This window comes from Cohnella lubricantis (assembly GCF_014212015.1).
Lineage (GTDB): Bacteria > Bacillota > Bacilli > Paenibacillales > Paenibacillaceae > Cohnella > Cohnella lubricantis.
The window spans coordinates 1-16,531 of record NZ_JACJVN010000064.1; the positions used below are offsets into that span (position 1 = coordinate 1).

Genomic DNA, 16,531 nt, shown 5'->3' on the forward strand with positions numbered 1-16,531 from the left:
GCCGGACACGACGGCGACGACTTCCCAGCCGGAAGCCGCCAGCCTCGCGCAGGCATGCCGGCCGGTGAAGCCCGCCGCTCCGGTGACGAGCGCGCGCTTCATAGCCATGCCGAACGCTCCCACGCTCGAAGCTCCCGCAGCATCGCCCCGTAACCGGGAGGGTGATAAGCGAACGCGCTTCGCGTCGGGAGAAGCGTACGGTCGATCACCGGCTCAGCAGCCGGTTCGATCGTGACATCGTTCTTCCCATAAGTGGACGCCATCAGATGGAGCAGGTCATGCTTGCTGATCGCGTAAGGAGCGGTTAAGTGAACGAGGCCGGCGACCTCCGGATGCTCCAGCGCCCAGAGCGCTGCCTTGGCCAGCTCCAGCGTCGTCACGCCGTTCCACGGCACGTTCACGTAGCCTTGTACCGTTCCCTGCTGCGACAAGAACCAGCTCATCAGTCCGATGCCTTCGGCGCGAATCTCCGGGCCGATGATGGACGTGCGAATGGTCAGATGCGGAGCACGGCGAACTTCGCCCAGCGCCTTGCTTCGGGCATATACCGTATAACCGTCCGGTTCGTCGTCCACGCCATAGCCGCCGCGCCGGCCGGAGAAGACGCAGTCCGAGCTGATATGAACCAACCGGGCGCCGGTCGATTCCGCGGCATGCGCCAGCAGATGCGGCAGCAGCCCGTTAATCGCATAGGCGTCGATCGGGCTGGCTTCGGCATATGCGTTCAGAACGCCAATCGCGTTGATAATAGCCTGCGGCCCTTCTTGCCGAACCAACTCCAAGACTGCCTCCATATCTCTCGCGTCTAATTCCCTTACGGCAACGTCCGGCGGAAGAGTCCGGCGAAGCGCCGGCTCCTCCCGCCTGCCCGGCCGAACCGTCGCGGTCACCGCATGCCCAGCGCGCTGCAAGTAGGCCGCCATTAGATGACCGGCCATTCCGTTGCCTCCAAGCAGCAGAATTCTCATGGGAGGAAGCCCCCTCGCACGAGCATCTGCCGGATCTCCGCCTTGCTCATGAGCGACTGGCTCGAGCTGAAGCTGCTGAAGCTGACGCGAGGATAAGAGGCATACGTCTCGCGAAGGCCCGGGATGTCCAGCGTCGGCAGAATGACAAGATATTGCTCGTCATAGACGACTGTATTCGCGCTCTCGTATTCGGTCAGCAGAATCTCATGTATTTTCTCGCCCGGACGCACGCCGGTCTCTACCATCTCGACCTTCTTGCCCATCGCGTCCATCAGCACTTCGGCCAGATCGACGATCCGGCAGGTCGGCATCGTCATGACGAAGATCTCGCCGCCGACGCTCTCCGCCGTCGCTTTGAAGAGCAGCCGGATGGCGTCCTCCAGAGTCAGGAAGAAGCGAGTCATGTTCCGGTGCGTCAGGCCGATCTGATTCTTATTGGCGATCTGGTTCATAAAAAGGTGGATGACGCTCCCATTCGTGCCGAGCACGTTGCCCCCGCGGACGCAGACGAACTTCGTATCGCTGCGGAGCAAGTTGGCGCACACGATCAGCTTCTCGCCGATCGCCTTCGTCATGCCATAGAAGTTGGAAGGATTCGCCGCCTTGTCAGTCGAGATATAGATGACGCGCTCCACCTTATTCGCGATCGCCGCTTCGATCACGTTCTGCGTGCCGATCACGTTCGTCTTGAGCGCTTCGTAGGGCTGGTCTTCGCATACCGGGACGTGCTTGAGAGCCGCCAGATGGAAGACAAGGTCCACTTCCTCGCAAGCTTTGGCGAGCGCTTCGCGATCCCGGATATCGCCGATGCGGAAGCTGAGCCGGGGATCCTCGAACGTCCGCTCCATCGCGACCTGGCTGGATTCATTCCGGGAGAAAACGATAATCTCTTCAGGGTTCTGCGGGAGCAGCTGCTTCACCAGCTCATATCCCCACGACCCGGTGCCTCCGGTCACCAATATTCGTCGGCCTTCAAACATCTGGGTTCCCTCCAAGCAAGAATTTGGCTGCTTTGCGGGAGACGTCCGGGTCCATGTAGCCTTCCGGTGGCGTCCATCCGCCTGGCAAAGACGACATGACGGCTGCGGCGTCCGCAATCCGCTCGGCCGCTAGTCCGGTGACGACATTGCTGCCGCAATCGACCGTCTCCGGCCGTTCGGTCGTGCGCCGCACGGTGACGGTCGGCACTTGGAAGATGCAGCATTCCTCTTGCACGGTTCCGCTGTCCGTCAGCACGCACTTCGCGTACTGCTCCAGCCGAACGAAGTCGAAGAAGCCGAATGGCTCATGATATTCGAGCAGCGGATGCGCCGCGACGCTCCCGTCGGCTTCGAGGCGGGAGCGCGTTCTCGGATGCATGCTGCACACGACCCGCATACCCAGCCGCTCCGCCGTCAGGCGAAGGCCGTTCATGATCTCCCGCAGATGAACGGGATCATCGACGTTCTCCGCGCGATGGATGGTCGCAAGCAAGTAGCCGCCGGGCTGCAGGTTCAACTTTTCGAGAATCGGACTGGCTTGTATCTGATCCTTATAGTGCGTGAGCACCTCATAGATCGGGTTGCCGGAACGGAAGATGCGCTGGACCGGGAACCCTTCGCGAAGCAGATTCTGCTTGCTGTACTCCGTATAGGGGAGATTAAATGTCGAGACGGCGTCGATGACGCGGCGGTTCTTCTCCTCCGGCACGTTCAAGTCGAAGCAGCGGTTGCCCGCTTCCATGTGCGCGACCGGGATGCCCATCCGCTCCGCCAGCAGCGCGCAAAGCGCGCTGTTGGTATCGCCGAGCACGAGCACGCGGTCCGGGCGCTCCCGCCGGAGCACCTCCTCCACCGCGCCGAACATCGCGGCTAGCTGCCCGCCGACGCTCAGCTTGCGGTCGTTCAATTGGACGTCCGGCTTACGGAGTCCGAGCTCATCATAGAAGACCCCGCTCAGACGCCAGTCGAAGTTCTGCCCCGTGTGCACCACGACATGCCTCGCCGCCCACTCGTCCAACAGTTGCGTTAGCAGGCTCAGCCGGATCACCTCCGGTCTGGTGCCGAGAATCGTAACGATCCGCACAGACTCACCTCCTATGGCGACTAACGCTTCTTCCGGGCGTTGCTTCTTCTTCCGGTTCTTGCGATTCTTGCGGTTGTTCCAGTTCTTCCGGATCTTCGCGCTCGCTGCGCTCTTCTTGTTCGCTGGATCCTCTTGGCTAACCTGACGCTTCCGGCTCTCTTGCCGCCTCTGATCGAACGCTTCGGGCGGCGGGCTCCGGCGCGCATGCTCCGCCTGCGCCTTCGCCGGTTAACACGCCGTCGCGATCCGCGCTGCAGCCCGGCGGCCGGAAGCGCCATCGGCTGTCCTAACGGAACGAGCGAGAGCCGATCGTCCGGCAGTTGGACGGCATCCTCAGCCCTATAGCCTAAGCCGAGCAGCACGTTCATCGAAGGGAACGGCCTTCTTCTGCCGTTCTCGATTCGATAGATTGTCGGTCCGCTCCCTCTCGCCAATTCCGGCAGCGGGTCTTCAGCGGCGGGGAGCGCCGACAGGAACGACTCCAGCCTTCGGCGGAATACCTCGACGCCGAATTGCTCGGTTGCCGCTTGGGCGTTCCGCCGGCCGACCTCTTCGCGCAGAGAATCGTTCGTCAGCAGCCGCGAGACGGCTCCCGTCAATCCGGCGATGTCGCCTGGCTGGACCAAGAAGTCGGCGTTGCCAGTCGCTTCGAGAATCTCCGAGAGCCCGCCGGATGCGAAGGAGACGACCGGTTTGCCGAAGGCCATCCCTTCCAGCGCTGCCATGCCGAATCCTTCGGCCACCAGGCTGGGAACGACGACGACGTCCATCGCCGGGTACACCTGCTGGATCTGCGGCGTGAACGATACCCAAGCCGTCCGGTCCGCCAGGCCGGTCTTGCGAATATATTCCCTGCATTCTCCCACGTAGGCGTCGTCCGTCGGCGTCCCCGCGATCAGCAGCCGGATTCTGGCATCGCGTGCCGCAAGCGGCAGAACCGCCTGCAGATACTCCTTGAGCCCTTTGTTCGGATAGATCGTAGAAGCGATATAACCGACGACTAGATGATGATCTCCCCATCCGTTGCTCCTCCTCTGGATATGCCGGTTGTAAGGCCAACTGCTCTCAAGCAGCGCTTCGCGTTCAATGAAAGGCGGCAGCACCGCCGCTTTGGCCAATACCTCCTGCGGGAAAGGGGACAGCACCGTGTAGGAGATGCCAACGATGCGCTCGCTGTGGGCATCGATGACGCCGGCCGCCTCGTCCCGGTTCGGACCGGCGCTGATCGTCTCCATCAGCGCCCAGATCACGGGGATTCCGAGCGCTTTGGCAGCCATCGCGGGCAGCGGATGCACGCAGGTGTTGCTCCAGACGTAGCCGGGCCGCTCCGATTGGAGCAGCTCGATCAGCGAGTCCCAAGCCTGAGAGCTTCGCAGCGTCCGAAGCTCGTCGCCGAGATGAGGCATGGCGACGTACATCGCCACGCTGAGAGGAATGCTCAAGATGCGGACTTCCATGCCGCGGCTTCTCGCCTCGGCGGCGATCGCGCCTTCATTCGGCACGACGAGCACGCAGGTGAAGAATCGCTGCAGCTCTTTGGCGAACGCGATCAGAAGCTTCTCGGCGCCGGTGAAGTGAACCGGACTGCAAATATGCGAGAACAACAGCAGCCTAGGGCGATCCGCCGTCATAGCGGCACCATCGCCAGATCCAGAATCTGCGACAGGCGGCTTGTATAGGTGTGATCCCTCATCGTCCGTTGCAAGGCGCGCAGCGCAATCGCCTCACGCTCTTCCTCGTGGTTGAGGTAATAGTCCAGCTTATCCGCAAGCTCCTCCGCGCTCTGGTAAGTGACAATCTCTTCCCCAGGCGTATAGAAGAGGGCGATATCTTCCCGATGATCGACGAGCTGGAGCGTGCCGCAGGCTGAGATCTCGAAGGAGCGGGGATTAGGGGACGCCGCCGTTATGCCGGCTGCGTTCTTGTTGAACGTCTCGTCGTCGTGCGCCCGATGCACGTTGATTACGATGCGATGCGCATTGTAGTACTCGGCCGTCTCCAATGGATCCATCCATTTGCCCAGCTCAATTTGGTTCTTCCACCTGCCGTAATCGGCCAGCCGATCCCACCATATTCCGGATATGCGGAATGAGCGCGGCGCCAGCCGGGGCAGCAGCTCTTGGAATAACCCTACACGGTTCCAATAAGCTGTGCCGATGAAGCAGATGTCTCCTCTCAAGGACAGCCGGGGATTGCGCGGGCGGAAGTAGCCGGGGAAGACGCCCAGGGGCATGTAATATACATGCTGACAGCCAAGCTGTTCATAGAACGGGATGCAATTGCGTTCCAGCGTGAACACCAGGTCATAGAGCGGGGCAAGCGAAGAAGTCAGATCTGTATAATAGGGATCGTCGGTGAACCAGACCGCCGTGCGCGTGCCCTGCGAGCGCAGTTGAACGATCTGATGGGGCGGCATCTCCATGCCGTCCAGAACGAGAGCTAGATCGGGTCTGGTCTCCGCCGCAATGGCGGCCACGTTGTCGAGCGGCGACACAAGCGTCACTCTCTCCGCCAATTGCTGCAGCGTCGTATAGATGCCTTCATCCAGCGGACTGTAAGGGTAGCCCTTGCCAGAAGTAATATACAGCACGTGAAGCGGCCTGCGCGCGATGGGCGGCGTCGACGCCTGAACAACGGCCTCGCAGCGTCCTTGCCAATAACCGTGCTTCCAACCGAGAGCAGCGCCCGCTTGTCTTCCCATTAGGTAGTCCTTCATTCTTCGGGCGCGGCTGGATGAAGAGGCTGGGCTCATACGCCTGGCCGGCTTGTTCGGCAGGGGTCTCTTTGTCCTTATGTTCATATGCGCCATGGCACCTCCCGTCCGTGCAGTTATTTCTTGTGGCTCTCAAGCACCCGCAGCAGCGAATCAATACGGTGGAGAAAGGTATGCTGACGATACGTGCGCTTGAAGCTCCGGACCGCCATGCGCCTCCTCTCCTCTTCGTGGGTCAAATAGTGTTCGATAAGCGAGATCAACTGATCGGACGTTTGAAAAGAAGCAATCTCCGCCCCGACCTCGTACTGCTCGGGCAATTCCAATCGAGAGTCGGTCAATTGCAGCGCTCCGCACGCCGCGATCTCATAGGTTCGCGGATTGATTGATTCCGCTCCCCAGTTCCCGCTATTCCGGTTGTCTTCGCCCGCTTCGGTCGTTCGATGGATATTAATTACGATCTTAGCCCCGTTGTAATACTTCACCGTCTCGGATACGGGAATCCAGCCGGCATGAATGAACGGGTTAAGCTCTGCGAAGCGAGGCATTCGCTCCCAGAGCCCGCCCGCGAGAAACACCCTCTTATGCTTCAAATAATCGACCAGCTCGTTAAATAAGCGGATCCGGTTCCAGAACCCCATCCCGATGAAGCAAATATCCGAGCGATACTGCGGAGGCACCTGCATCGGCCGGAACACTTGCGGATTGACCGCCAGCGGCAATTGATACACATTCGGGCATCCCGCAGAACCGTACATCGGCACACATTTGCGCTCGTGGGTGAAGACGACGTCATAGTTCACTCCAATCGAAGGCGTGTCGTCCGAGACATAGGGATCGTCGACGAACCAGATCGCCGTCAGAATGCCCATCTGGCGAATGGCCTGCACCTGCGCCAGATGATCCGGCGGAAAGACATGAAGGCCGTTCATAACAAGCACCGCATCCGGTCTTATCTGTTCAGCCGTCGCTCTCATTCTGTCTGCGGGGGCGACGGTTAGCTGCGCGACGCTTTGCTCCAACGCCCAAATGACGCCTTGATCAATCGCTTCAAAGCCTTGCGGCACGTACATCACTCTCAAATCGCTGCGCGGAGCCGGAAGCGGCGTGTAGTCCGTGATGCCTTGGGCTGCCCCAACCCGCCAACCGTCCAATCTCCCGTCCTGGAGTCCGGCGCTGCGGCCTTTATCGCGCGGATTCTCCTTGCGTCTGTACCGCATCGTCATCACCCAGATTCAATATATGCGTCCCTAGTCTTATGGACATGGATACTTACCCTTCCGCATGAGCGTAAATGCCCGCCGCTGTTAAACGAACAAGCGCCCGGACCGTCAGCCGACCGCCGGGCGCTTGCATGCGCATGTTCTAGATATTGCCTGGTTATGGAATCTCCGAAGCCATTCTTCTGCCTTCTTCGTAGCCTTCCGCGAAGCCGGTGTTGAATGCTTCGTCATAGGCTTCGTTGTACCCTTGTCCGTAGGCGTCGGCGCGTATGTCCGACGCTTGCCTCGGCTCTTCCCGAACGCGCCGTTTCCTCCCTAATGAGACTCTTCGCCTGCCTTTATGCCACGCGCGCCCTATGCTTTTGCCTCGTCTGGCAGCTCGCGACAACCCTTTACGCGCGCGCTGCGCGGACGCCCCCTGTCTCCGGCGGCGAACGGACCTCGCCGTTCGCTTGCGCGCGGGGGCGCGCGGCGAGCGTACCCGGCGGGGGCGGCTCGACCGCGCTGCGCGCCTTTGTTTGCGCATTCCCGATCCCAGCCTTTCGGTCCTCGCTCTCGCTGCATCAGCTGTTGATAGCCCTTCCTTAGTTGGCCATTGGCCGTTGGCCGCTGCCTTCACTCCTACGTTAACTGCTCATAGGCTAACTGGTGACCATCTTCGAAGCCTTTGGCAAAACCCGTGTTGTACCCCTCGTTGTAAGCGAACTGGAATCCCCTCTCGTAGCTGCTTAAGGTGCGTCTGGCTCCAGTCCGGCGTGTTCGTTTGCGTCCCGTGCGTTTGCGGCCGGCAAGCTGCCCTGCCGTGCGGCGGCTGCCGGTCCCTTTGCGGCCGCCGCGCTTGCCTCGGACAACCTTGCGCGGTTCGGCCGCTTCCGACAGCGGCTTCCCTTTGCGCCGGTTTGTTTTCCTACGCCCGGTTGCGCGTCTGCGTTTAACCGATTGCGCCTGTCTCAGCATCGAGCCGGATCACCTCCGCATGCCTTTGTGATATGATGCTGCCGTCATATACTTGCTGCGACAACCAAGGGGGCGCAGGCTGGCCGAGCACCGGAGAACGCCATGACGTTCCGGCGACGGAATCCAGCAGCGCCCTCTGCATATGTGTCAATACGTGCACATGCTCCTTCAACAGCGTCGCCGACAAACCGCTGGCTCCCGTCACATCGGCGGCGCTGTCCAGCATTCGAGCCAGCGCGTCTTGGCTGCGCGCGATCGCACGAAGCATCTCCAGCTTAATCTCCCATTCTTTGCCCAGCAGACTCATGTGTCGCCGATTCCCGAACCGAGACCTCCGAATAAGGAAGCCATGCCATCGCCGCCGCCATCCTCGCCGTCCGGCTGAAGAATAGCCTTCATATTCCGGTTCAATCCCTGGCAGAGCTTGGTCAAGCCGTCGATCAATTCCACATTCTGCTCGTGAAATTGCAAGGAGGCTGCCAGTTGCTCCGCATGAGCAGCCCACGTATCCCTCGTTGCGTGAGTGAGAAGCCAATTCCTCACTTTCTCCGCTTCCGTCGCTTTTGCCTCCAGAATCATCGCCGTGTTCCATTGCAGCTTGGCGAGGGCATCCAGCGTCAGATGATATGCATGCTCACGGTTCATGCTCCGCTTCCTCCCCTCCCGTCGGTTCCGCCTTCCTGCATGCGCTGTCGCTATTCCTCGTCCGAATACCCGCTTGCCTTTACGATCGTAGACAGGCTGTCAGCCAACGCTTCCTCCAGATCGGCAAGGCTATTGACGTAGGAGATGACGCTCTTGGTCACTTGGGAGGAGCTGTCCAACAAACCCTCGAGCCCATTCAACTGCGGATGCTCATCCGGCAGCATACTCACCAATTCGGCCATACGGACGGCAATCTGGCGCTTCGCGTCCAATAACCGCGCCATCTGCTGGTGCGAATGGGACAGATGGACTACGATCTCGTTCATCAGTTCCTGCATACGGACGTTCCCCCGTTCATCGCGATATCAAGCCCGCCCTTCACGCCCCGTGCGAAACTACTACAGCATATGCCGCCCGGCGGCGCTTGCCACTATCCCTTTCGCTCAGATGGACGGCTATTCATCGGCTATTCATCGGCTATTCATCGAGGTGTTCAACGGCGCGAGCGCATATGCCCATTTTCACCGAAGTGTGCCGCTATCCCCATGCCTCAGTCAACGTCGAGATCCCCGGTCAGCTGTCCCATGATCCCATCCGTTCAGAACTGCACCTTCCATTTCAAGCCCATTTTCATGTTGATATGGGAACTAATGTTTGGTATTATCTTGATAGGAACACATGTTCCATTCGGAAAATGGAGGGGTTGCCGTGACCCGCGAAATGCCGCCGTCGTTCGATTCGTTCTGCCAGCAGTTCCACTCCGAGCAAGCCTGCGCCGATGCGCTCTTTGCGGCCCGGTGGCCGGGCGGCTTCCGCTGCCCCTCTTGCTCTCATACCCGTTACTATCTCACCTCGACCCGCAGGCTTCCTTTATATGAGTGCGCCTCCTGCCGCCGTCAGACGTCCATCATCGCCGGCACCGTCATGGAAGGCTCCTCAACGCCGCTCACTCGCTGGTTCCAGGCGCTCTATCTGCTCTCCCAGCCGGGCGGCATCAGCTCGAACCGCTTGTCCAAAGTATTGGAAGTCACCTACAAGACCGCCTGGCTCATCAGCCACAAGCTCCGCCATGCCATGCAGCAAGCGGACTTAGCCGAACAGCTGACCGGGCAAGTCCGCGTGGAGCCGTTCACGTACGGATCGGCCTTCTTCCCCGACGCCAAGCAGCCGCTGCTGATCGGAGCATCGCTGGACGAGAAGGCTAACGCAGCTTATGTGAAAATCAAACAGCCCGATCCCCGCCACGTGAACAACGAGCTTCGAGTGATCGACCCGATCGGCATCCATACGTTTGTGCGCACGCATACGAACGAACGCAACGTCACGGTCCATCCGCTAATTAACAACTCCATCTCGGACTTCCTGTACCTCAAGCGATACGTGTGCGACTGGCTGAACGATACGTTTAACGGGATCGGGGCCAAGCATCTGCAGGCGTATTTAGATGAGTTCTCTTTCCGAATCAACATGAAGCTGCGCAAAATGTCCTCTTTCGCCTGCCTGCTCGCGTGGTGCGCGAAGACCGCGGTCCTTCAATATAAGATGCTGATCCGCGACAAGCTTGTCCTGCCCGAGCCGTGGCGCGCCTACGGCAGCCGCGCGAAATGGAGAGCCCGGCAGCTCGCCCTCTGGATGGCTTAACAACTCAGCCTCCACTGGAATTCACATCCCGTTCGCTGCTTGCTAACAACCTGATTCCCTGTGAGCTTTCCTGAGCGAATGGGATAGTGGCATACTTTCCAATAGAGACATTACCCGTTCCCGCGAAAGCTTACGAAATTCAATAGACCGGGGACCGGAGTCCGCCGGTCTATTCGAGCCGGGAATGCATCATAGCACTTGACGGAGCATCGGATGAGGGATGATCGGGAAGCCTTCTTCCAGCTCGGCGAGCTCTTCCGGCTGAAGCGTGCGATAAGGTTTCTCATGAAGCTGCCAGGACAGCAACGCCGCTGGACTGACAATTTTCCGAGCTTTGCCCTGCTCGATTATGAAGGTTGTGCCGTCCGGCAGGCGAACCCCTCCGCGAGGCTGGCCTTCCGGCCCTTCCGTCTCATGCCACAGAGCTTCGATCTCCCAGGAACCGATCGGATCGGAGATCGGCCATCGAAGCAGATCCACTTGAGACAATCTGACGACAGGGATGGTAGGCAGTCCTTCAACCAGCCGCCGCGTGCCGTTATCGATCCAATAAACCGACGACCCGATGCCGCGAACCGCAATGCCGGAAGGAAATAAACCGGTCATATCCACCTGTGCTGCCGATCCGTCCGTCCCATTGGCGATATGCCGAATGCGATGAATCCAATCATACGGGTTCAGCCATTTGTCCATGAAGTACAGTTGATTCCGTTCGTGCACCAACGCTTGACGGTCTCCCAGCGCTCTCATGCTTACGCTGCCATAATGGTGAATGAAGGTGTCCTCAGCCACGACAAGGCTCTTGCCAAGCATCCGTACGCGAATGTTATAATCGTCGTCCTCGAAGTTGCCTATCTCAAACCCTTCGTCGAAATAACCGACTTGGTGGAACAATTCTTTTCGGAACAGGAGACAGAAGCCAACCAGCCGATCCGTGCGCCGCCAGCGGGCCGGGTCCTGTTGATTGTATTGTCTGGCAAAGGCATACATCTCCCGAACGTTCGCGTAGGGCACCTTGATTTGCTGGTCGCCGCTGATGAAGTTGGTGACGGGGCCTACCATGCCGATCCGATCGTCGCTATGCAGGCAGGCCAACATATTGTCCAACCATTGAGGTGTGACGAGGGTATCGTTGTTCAGCAGCAGAATCGTGCTTCCCTTCGCCATCATCATTCCCACGTTGATCGCGCCGGCGAACCCTTGATTGGACGCCAGGACGCGATAACGAACCTGCCCGCCCAGCTTCTCCAGGTACGCCTTCGTTCCGTCGGTTGAAGCGTTGTCCACCACGATGATCTCATAGGGGAGATCCGTGTTCTCGACAATGCTGGAGATACACTGCTTCAGCATATCGAGTTGGTTGTACGTCGGTATAATAATGCTTGTGCCTTCAAATCCAATCGGGTAGCTCTGCATCCCCGTCTGGACGCCCTCACGGTAACCGTCGGCGAACCCTTCCTCATATCGCGCCTTCTTGTAGATAGCGGATCGTCTCCTGAGCCCCGCGACGCTTCTCTGGCGCCTCGCGGAAGAACGGTTGCCGCGGCGGCGCCGCAATCGGCGGGATGAAGCTTGTGCGGATGCCATGCCGCTCCCCTCCTTAACTTCGGATATCCGGTTCCTCCCTTCGAACGAAGGAACCTCTCACTCCCGCCACAATGTTCGCTTGATGTCCAATATCAATCGCGACTTTGCCGGTTCGTCCCGCCAGATGCACGCAGATCGGCACGGCCGCGATGCCTGCGGCAACCAGCGCCAAATCGAAATCGTACGCTGCCGCTTCCTCAACCACCCGATGCAGATCGTTTATGCCTTGTACGGGACTGACCGTGCCGACGACCTGCACTCCTTGTGCCAGCAGCACCTGCGCAAGCGGCGGCGCTACGTTGCCAATGAGCAATAGGCGTCTTCCCGCCATTAATCGGTTCAAGTACCCTTGCTCGTACAGGGCGTAATTGATGGTCGAAAAGGTAAGGGGAAGCTCCTCCGCTTGGATGCCGAATGCATTCCATAACGCGAACAGCAGCGGTTGATAATGCGGCCGACGCGATAAGGGGACCCCGATCCGCGATGCGATGCGAAATGCAGCGGCCACTTCATCTCTTGCCCTCAGGTCAGGAACGTCGACCCCGGCGTAAGACAAGAAGTGACCCGCCTTGCGCACCTCGTCTGCCGGAAGCACGATATCCTGCGCCATCGTGAGCAGCTCGCCGTCTCCAAGCCGAACGAGCGCATAAGGCTGCCGCTCTGTCAGCATCCGTTCAATCTCCTCATAGACGCCTTCAGGCCCTAACAGAGGAACGCCGCGCGGACGAAGCGCTTGGACGCCTGCAGTCAGAACCTCTTCCAATGTCAGATTCGGGATGAGCAGATCTGCTGGCAGATGATCCTCCAACAGCCGCTCCCCGCCTGCGAATACGCCGTCCCGGAACCCTTCAACATAACGCTCGTCGCCTGGCTCCGACCGCTCAGCCGGCGACGGTCCCGGCGCTGCGGCTCCGGCTGCGGCCCTTGAGCGGCGGCGCCTCCACTTGCGCGGAGCCGGCCGCAGGCGGGCGGCGGGCCTGCGCTTGCGTCGACGCTTACGACCTGAAGGCGCAGCACCCGATCGCGTCCTGGCTGAAGACGACCGCACCGATCCGCCCGCTCGTTGTAACGCCGCAGAGCGGTGGATCGCCGCCGTTGCCTGCGAAGTCATGGCAGTTCCCCTCTCAACTGCTGTCCGGCTTCTTCCAACGACTCGAACGTTCCGGCATCCGTCCACCATCCCTCAAGAATCCGATACTGCAATTGGAGATTGCGGGCAAATACGTTATTAACATCCGTAATCTCCATCTCGCCTCGCTCGGATGGCTTCACTTTGTCGATGATATCGAACACTTCGTAGGGATAGAAATAGATCCCGGTCACGCAGTAAGGCGACAAGGGCGCTTCCGGCTTCTCTTCGATGAAGGCGATCCGGCTGCCTTCCTCTTCGAGCTTCGGTACGCCGTACCGCCTCGGATCTTGCACTTCCTTCAGCAGCACCATCGCCCCTTCGCTCTGCCGCTCGAAGGCTTCGGCGAACGGCCGAAGCGATTGCTCGAACAGGTTGTCTCCGAGCAGCACGACTAGTCTCTCGCCGGGCAAAATAACAGGATTCGCAAGCTCCAACGCTTGCGCGATGCCGCCGGCTTCCTCTTGGACGCGATAGATTATCGAGACGCCCCAATCTCTTCCGCTGCCCAACACATCCGCAAAGTCTCCTATCGCTGACCTGCTGGTAACGAGCACAATATCCCGTATGCCCGCTTCTCTTAATTTTGCGATCCCATAACAGATCATCGGGTACCGGCCGACTGGAAGCAGGTGCTTGTTGTTCCAGAAGGTTAACGGCTTAAGGCGAGTACCGGTCCCTCCCGCCAGAATGACTGCTTTCAACGGATACCCTCCTCGATTCATACTGTACCTGCCTTCAAAGGATCCTTAAATGTACACCCTCGGATCGATCTGCCATTTGTCGATAAATGCCTGCAGATTGCGTTCCACCAGCCGCTGCTGGGCTTCCTCCCCGTCGCGGCGGAAGCTTGCGCTTCCCTCATGATGAATAAGCGAATCCGGGCAAATGAGCAGCCGCAGTCCATGAAGCCGAGCGCGCAGGCAATAATCATCGTCTTCGAAGTGCCCGGGAGAGAAGCGTTCGTCGAGCAGTCCGATTCGCTCCATCAGTTCCCGTCGGAAGACGAGACAGACACCGACCAGCCGATCGGTCCTAACCCATGCGGAAGGAGCCGATCGGTTAACCGTTGCCGCGATTCGCTGATATTCCTCGAGATCGTCGTAAGGATAATGCACTTGCTGCTTGCCGCTCGCGTAATTCATGACCGGGCCGACGATGCCGATATCGGAGGAGCTATAGAGCGCCGCGGTCAAATTGTCCAGCCAGTTCGGGGACACGACGGTATCATTATTGAGCAGAACGATCGTGTCTCCCGCCGCCATGCGCATGCCCTTGTTGCAGGCAGCCGGAAAGCCTTCGTTGCGGGACAAGGATATGAAGGGAATCCGCTCCCTATTGCACCAGAGAATAGTTCCATCGCTCGAACCGTTGTCGACGACCAGGATCTCTGCCCCGGATTCGGTATGCCTGCGAATGGACTCGATGCACCGCTGAAGCAAATCCAGACGGTTATTCGTCGGGATAATGATGGTGGATCTCATCGCAGACCACTCCTCCAACCGCTCTTCTGTCACGGGACCGGTCTTCATATCGAAGCCGGAACCCTCTCGCTGCCGCCGCTGCCTGCCACGCTTCGAAATGGTCGCCTAGCATGCGAATCGATTCGGCATCCGCCGCAGGCGAAGCGCTGGCTGGCGCGAGCCCGCTGCCGTCCCGACCGGCCGTTCCGATCTTCAAGCCGCGTAAGAGGGCTGCCGCTTGGGCTTTAGCCGGAACCGCCAGGTCAGCCGAGCCGATCGTATCGATCGCGTTCCGCGACAAGGCGAAGGGGAGCGAACCGATCATATTTAATCTCAAATCTGACCGGCCCAGCGTTGCGTTAAGGAATTCTCGGAGCCAAGCGAGCGGAGACCGCTCTTGGAACATCTTCCTGCTGTCTGCGAGATCGTTCAGCGCCACGTCCAGACCTTCGTCGCACGCCCATAGGAATCGAGCGAGCAGCTCTGCCGACACAGGCTTTCGAGCGTCCACGAACAGCACGATATCGGCTCCCGTCAGCTTCGCGCCCAGAGCCCGTCCAACGTCAGCATCTATCTCCTCGGCCAGAGACGCGATCGTCACATGCTCGTGGCTGCGTGCCTGCAACAGGAATTCTTCCGGGACGTCTCCGGCTACGAGGATCGTCTCGGCGAGCGGCAGCCGAATCAGTTCCCCCAGTACCGCTGGCAAGGCTGCTCCCGAAGATGGATCGGCATACATAACGGCCGCCGCGCTTCCCTGCAGCGGAAGCGGCGTGAAGCCTCGTCCGCCGCTGAAGCCGGCGCCTTGAAGCGCGCCTTCGCCAAACGCTTGACTTTGGCTCCATATGCTGCGCCAGTCGAGCCTTCGCAGCTGCCCTCGCGCCTGGCTCCAGCGAGACGCCCATTGCCGCTGAATCAGCTGCTTCAATTGCTGCAGGCTGCCGCTCGGCATCTCGGAACGCCATGCGGCTCCGGCAGCCTCTCCTTCCCGGCGAATACTCGCCAATACGGCAGCGGAAGTCTTTGCCGTTCTGACCTCGCCGCGGGAAGGCGAGCGTATGCGTCTGCCTAAGCGCTTGTAGCGCCGGGAAGACTCCATGCGCCTTGCCGTTCTCCTGGCCGGCTTCGCGCGTCGTTCCAAGCGGCCTCGTCTTGCTGCCCCACGCGAACCTGCACGAACAGTTCCCCGCTTGCGCACAACCGATTTGCGGCGCCTTGTACGATCCATCGGCTCACCTCACCATCCATCTCTTGCGGCTCCCATCGCCGTGGCCTCCGCGGTCATCGGTGTTGCGCAGCACCCATTGAATGGCTTCGAGATGATCCCCGATGATAAGCGGCTCCAACGAATTGGATCGCTCCCGCTTGAAGCGCAATGGATTCAGTTGTCCGACATCGACTCGGCGGACGCGCGCGATTTTCAGGTTCGCATGAATCGCCATTGCATGCGCGAGCGGAGGCACAGCCAGCGAGGCGCTGCCGATCATCTCCAGGGCATGCCTGCTGATCGCATGCGGCACGGCGGTCATCGACGCCCCTCGAAGATCGGGCCGGTTCAACAGCGTGTTGAGGGCATGCTTCGCCAATACGACGCCATGCACGGCGGTCCGCCTCGTCGGACCGGAATAATCGTTCAAAGCCACATCCGTGCCGCTTGCCACTGCATCGACGAACGGTCGCAGGGCGGCGGCCGGAATGATCATATCTGCGTCTATGAACAAGAGGATCTGCCCTTGCGCTTCTCGCGCGCCGATCGAGCGGCCGACGTCATGGCCGAGCGGCCGATCGAAGACCATCACCCGGGCGCCGCTTCGTCTGGCGATCCGCAGCGAGCCATCCTTCGAACCGTTCACGACGGCGATCACTTCCGTGCGCGGATGAACCTTGGCCGCCTCTCTCAGTACGCGTGCCAACGTTCTGCGTTCGTTCATGATCGGCACGATTACCGATACATAGGGAGAAGTCCAAGGTTCGGAAGGCTCCGCCGGAAGCAGCCCCGCTTGTGCAGCCGCCTCGCGATGTCGCTTCGATCGCATGGACGATGACCGAGCGGTTCTCATCCATGAATCCCTCCTCATCTCGGGGTTCGGTTCACATGACATTGTATGTGTAACGTGTCCATGCGCAACGGCTCCTGTACG

At 59.8% G+C, this 16,531-nt stretch carries 18 protein-coding genes; 1 reads left to right on the top strand and 17 read right to left on the bottom strand.

Features of this window, described 5'->3' with window-relative positions; genetic code table 11:
* From H4Q31_RS16565 to H4Q31_RS16615, 11 genes are all read right to left on the bottom strand, one after another.
* A partial coding sequence (locus H4Q31_RS16565) for an NAD-dependent epimerase/dehydratase family protein (protein WP_221626873.1) occupies positions 1-108 on the bottom strand: 108 nt, incomplete at its 3' end.
* On the bottom strand, positions 99-968 hold the full coding sequence (locus tag H4Q31_RS16570) for a dTDP-4-dehydrorhamnose reductase family protein (RefSeq protein ID WP_185180173.1): 870 nt from the start codon (positions 966-968) through the stop codon (positions 99-101). The genes H4Q31_RS16570 and H4Q31_RS16565, both read right to left, overlap by 10 nt.
* Positions 965-1,948 (bottom strand): polysaccharide biosynthesis protein, encoded by a 984-nt coding sequence (locus H4Q31_RS16575; RefSeq protein ID WP_185180174.1) that lies wholly within the window; start codon positions 1,946-1,948, stop codon positions 965-967. Before H4Q31_RS16575 ends, H4Q31_RS16570 begins: the two co-directional genes overlap by 4 nt.
* Entirely contained in the window at positions 1,941-3,032 is a 1,092-nt protein-coding gene (wecB, locus tag H4Q31_RS16580; protein ID WP_185180175.1) for a non-hydrolyzing UDP-N-acetylglucosamine 2-epimerase, read from the bottom strand. The genes H4Q31_RS16575 and wecB overlap by 8 nt, the downstream gene beginning before the upstream one ends.
* A 20-nt stretch (positions 3,033-3,052) precedes the next feature.
* Positions 3,053-4,663, bottom strand: a complete 1,611-nt coding sequence (locus tag H4Q31_RS16585; protein ID WP_185180176.1) for a glycosyltransferase family 4 protein — start codon at positions 4,661-4,663, stop codon at positions 3,053-3,055.
* The gene (locus H4Q31_RS16590; RefSeq protein ID WP_245347516.1) at positions 4,660-5,733 is read right to left on the bottom strand and encodes a CgeB family protein; all 1,074 of its coding nucleotides are present in this window, start codon (positions 5,731-5,733) and stop codon (positions 4,660-4,662) included. Before H4Q31_RS16590 ends, H4Q31_RS16585 begins: the two co-directional genes overlap by 4 nt.
* Before the next feature lie 128 nt (positions 5,734-5,861).
* On the bottom strand, positions 5,862-6,965 hold the full coding sequence (locus tag H4Q31_RS16595) for a CgeB family protein (RefSeq protein WP_245347517.1): 1,104 nt from the start codon (positions 6,963-6,965) through the stop codon (positions 5,862-5,864).
* A 624-nt stretch (positions 6,966-7,589) separates the two neighbouring features.
* Complete coding sequence (locus H4Q31_RS16600) at positions 7,590-7,925, bottom strand: hypothetical protein (RefSeq protein ID WP_185180178.1); 336 nt, start codon at positions 7,923-7,925, stop codon at positions 7,590-7,592.
* Positions 7,900-8,232: a hypothetical protein gene (locus H4Q31_RS16605; protein ID WP_185180179.1), complete on the bottom strand. Its 333-nt coding sequence runs from the start codon at positions 8,230-8,232 to the stop codon at positions 7,900-7,902. Before H4Q31_RS16605 ends, H4Q31_RS16600 begins: the two co-directional genes overlap by 26 nt.
* Positions 8,229-8,570 carry an alpha-helical endospore appendage domain-containing protein gene (locus tag H4Q31_RS16610; protein WP_185180180.1) on the bottom strand — a complete coding sequence of 114 codons (342 nt, stop codon included), beginning with the start codon at positions 8,568-8,570 and terminating at the stop codon, positions 8,229-8,231. Before H4Q31_RS16610 ends, H4Q31_RS16605 begins: the two co-directional genes overlap by 4 nt.
* A 50-nt stretch (positions 8,571-8,620) precedes the next feature.
* Positions 8,621-8,908 (bottom strand): nucleoside-diphosphate sugar epimerase, encoded by a 288-nt coding sequence (locus H4Q31_RS16615; RefSeq protein WP_185180181.1) that lies wholly within the window; start codon positions 8,906-8,908, stop codon positions 8,621-8,623.
* A gap of 370 nt (positions 8,909-9,278) precedes the next feature.
* On the opposite strand from H4Q31_RS16615, the gene H4Q31_RS16620 reads away from it, so the two are divergent.
* Complete coding sequence (locus tag H4Q31_RS16620) at positions 9,279-10,211, top strand: transposase (protein WP_185180182.1); 933 nt, start codon at positions 9,279-9,281, stop codon at positions 10,209-10,211.
* A 189-nt stretch (positions 10,212-10,400) separates the two neighbouring features.
* On the opposite strand, the gene H4Q31_RS16625 is transcribed toward H4Q31_RS16620, so the two are convergent.
* The 6 genes from H4Q31_RS16625 to H4Q31_RS16650 form a co-directional block, all read right to left on the bottom strand.
* On the bottom strand, positions 10,401-11,798 hold the full coding sequence (locus H4Q31_RS16625; RefSeq protein ID WP_185180183.1) for a glycosyltransferase family 2 protein: 1,398 nt from the start codon (positions 11,796-11,798) through the stop codon (positions 10,401-10,403).
* Between the two features lie 13 nt (positions 11,799-11,811).
* Positions 11,812-12,909 carry a GT-D fold domain-containing protein gene (locus tag H4Q31_RS16630; protein WP_185180184.1) on the bottom strand — a complete coding sequence of 366 codons (1,098 nt, stop codon included), beginning with the start codon at positions 12,907-12,909 and terminating at the stop codon, positions 11,812-11,814.
* Positions 12,906-13,631: a sugar phosphate nucleotidyltransferase gene (locus H4Q31_RS16635; RefSeq protein ID WP_185180185.1), complete on the bottom strand. Its 726-nt coding sequence runs from the start codon at positions 13,629-13,631 to the stop codon at positions 12,906-12,908. Before H4Q31_RS16635 ends, H4Q31_RS16630 begins: the two co-directional genes overlap by 4 nt.
* A gap of 45 nt (positions 13,632-13,676) precedes the next feature.
* The gene (locus H4Q31_RS16640; protein WP_185180186.1) at positions 13,677-14,411 is read right to left on the bottom strand and encodes a glycosyltransferase family 2 protein; all 735 of its coding nucleotides are present in this window, start codon (positions 14,409-14,411) and stop codon (positions 13,677-13,679) included.
* A complete protein-coding gene (locus tag H4Q31_RS16645) occupies positions 14,380-15,489 on the bottom strand; it encodes a hypothetical protein (RefSeq protein WP_185180187.1) in 1,110 nt (369 codons plus the stop codon). Before H4Q31_RS16645 ends, H4Q31_RS16640 begins: the two co-directional genes overlap by 32 nt.
* Positions 15,490-15,622: 133 nt before the next feature.
* Positions 15,623-16,450, bottom strand: a complete 828-nt coding sequence (locus H4Q31_RS16650) for a glycosyltransferase family 2 protein (RefSeq protein ID WP_245347518.1) — start codon at positions 16,448-16,450, stop codon at positions 15,623-15,625.
* Positions 16,451-16,531: the final 81 nt, after the last annotated feature.

Coding starts and splice junctions, on each gene's coding strand:
- H4Q31_RS16570 (WP_185180173.1), bottom strand. CDS start 968: ATGAGAATTCTGCTGCTTGGAGGCAACGGAATGGCCGGTCATCTAATG.
- H4Q31_RS16575 (WP_185180174.1), bottom strand. CDS start 1,948: ATGTTTGAAGGCCGACGAATATTGGTGACCGGAGGCACCGGGTCGTGG.
- H4Q31_RS16585 (WP_185180176.1), bottom strand. CDS start 4,663: ATGACGGCGGATCGCCCTAGGCTGCTGTTGTTCTCGCATATTTGCAGT.
- H4Q31_RS16590 (WP_245347516.1), bottom strand. CDS start 5,733: ATGGGAAGACAAGCGGGCGCTGCTCTCGGTTGGAAGCACGGTTATTGG.
- H4Q31_RS16595 (WP_245347517.1), bottom strand. CDS start 6,965: ATGCGGTACAGACGCAAGGAGAATCCGCGCGATAAAGGCCGCAGCGCC.
- H4Q31_RS16600 (WP_185180178.1), bottom strand. CDS start 7,925: ATGCTGAGACAGGCGCAATCGGTTAAACGCAGACGCGCAACCGGGCGT.
- H4Q31_RS16605 (WP_185180179.1), bottom strand. CDS start 8,232: ATGAGTCTGCTGGGCAAAGAATGGGAGATTAAGCTGGAGATGCTTCGT.
- H4Q31_RS16610 (WP_185180180.1), bottom strand. CDS start 8,570: ATGAACCGTGAGCATGCATATCATCTGACGCTGGATGCCCTCGCCAAG.
- H4Q31_RS16615 (WP_185180181.1), bottom strand. CDS start 8,908: ATGCAGGAACTGATGAACGAGATCGTAGTCCATCTGTCCCATTCGCAC.
- H4Q31_RS16625 (WP_185180183.1), bottom strand. CDS start 11,798: ATGGCATCCGCACAAGCTTCATCCCGCCGATTGCGGCGCCGCCGCGGC.
- H4Q31_RS16630 (WP_185180184.1), bottom strand. CDS start 12,909: ATGACTTCGCAGGCAACGGCGGCGATCCACCGCTCTGCGGCGTTACAA.
- H4Q31_RS16640 (WP_185180186.1), bottom strand. CDS start 14,411: ATGAGATCCACCATCATTATCCCGACGAATAACCGTCTGGATTTGCTT.
- H4Q31_RS16645 (WP_185180187.1), bottom strand. CDS start 15,489: ATGGAGTCTTCCCGGCGCTACAAGCGCTTAGGCAGACGCATACGCTCG.
- H4Q31_RS16650 (WP_245347518.1), bottom strand. CDS start 16,450: ATGAGAACCGCTCGGTCATCGTCCATGCGATCGAAGCGACATCGCGAG.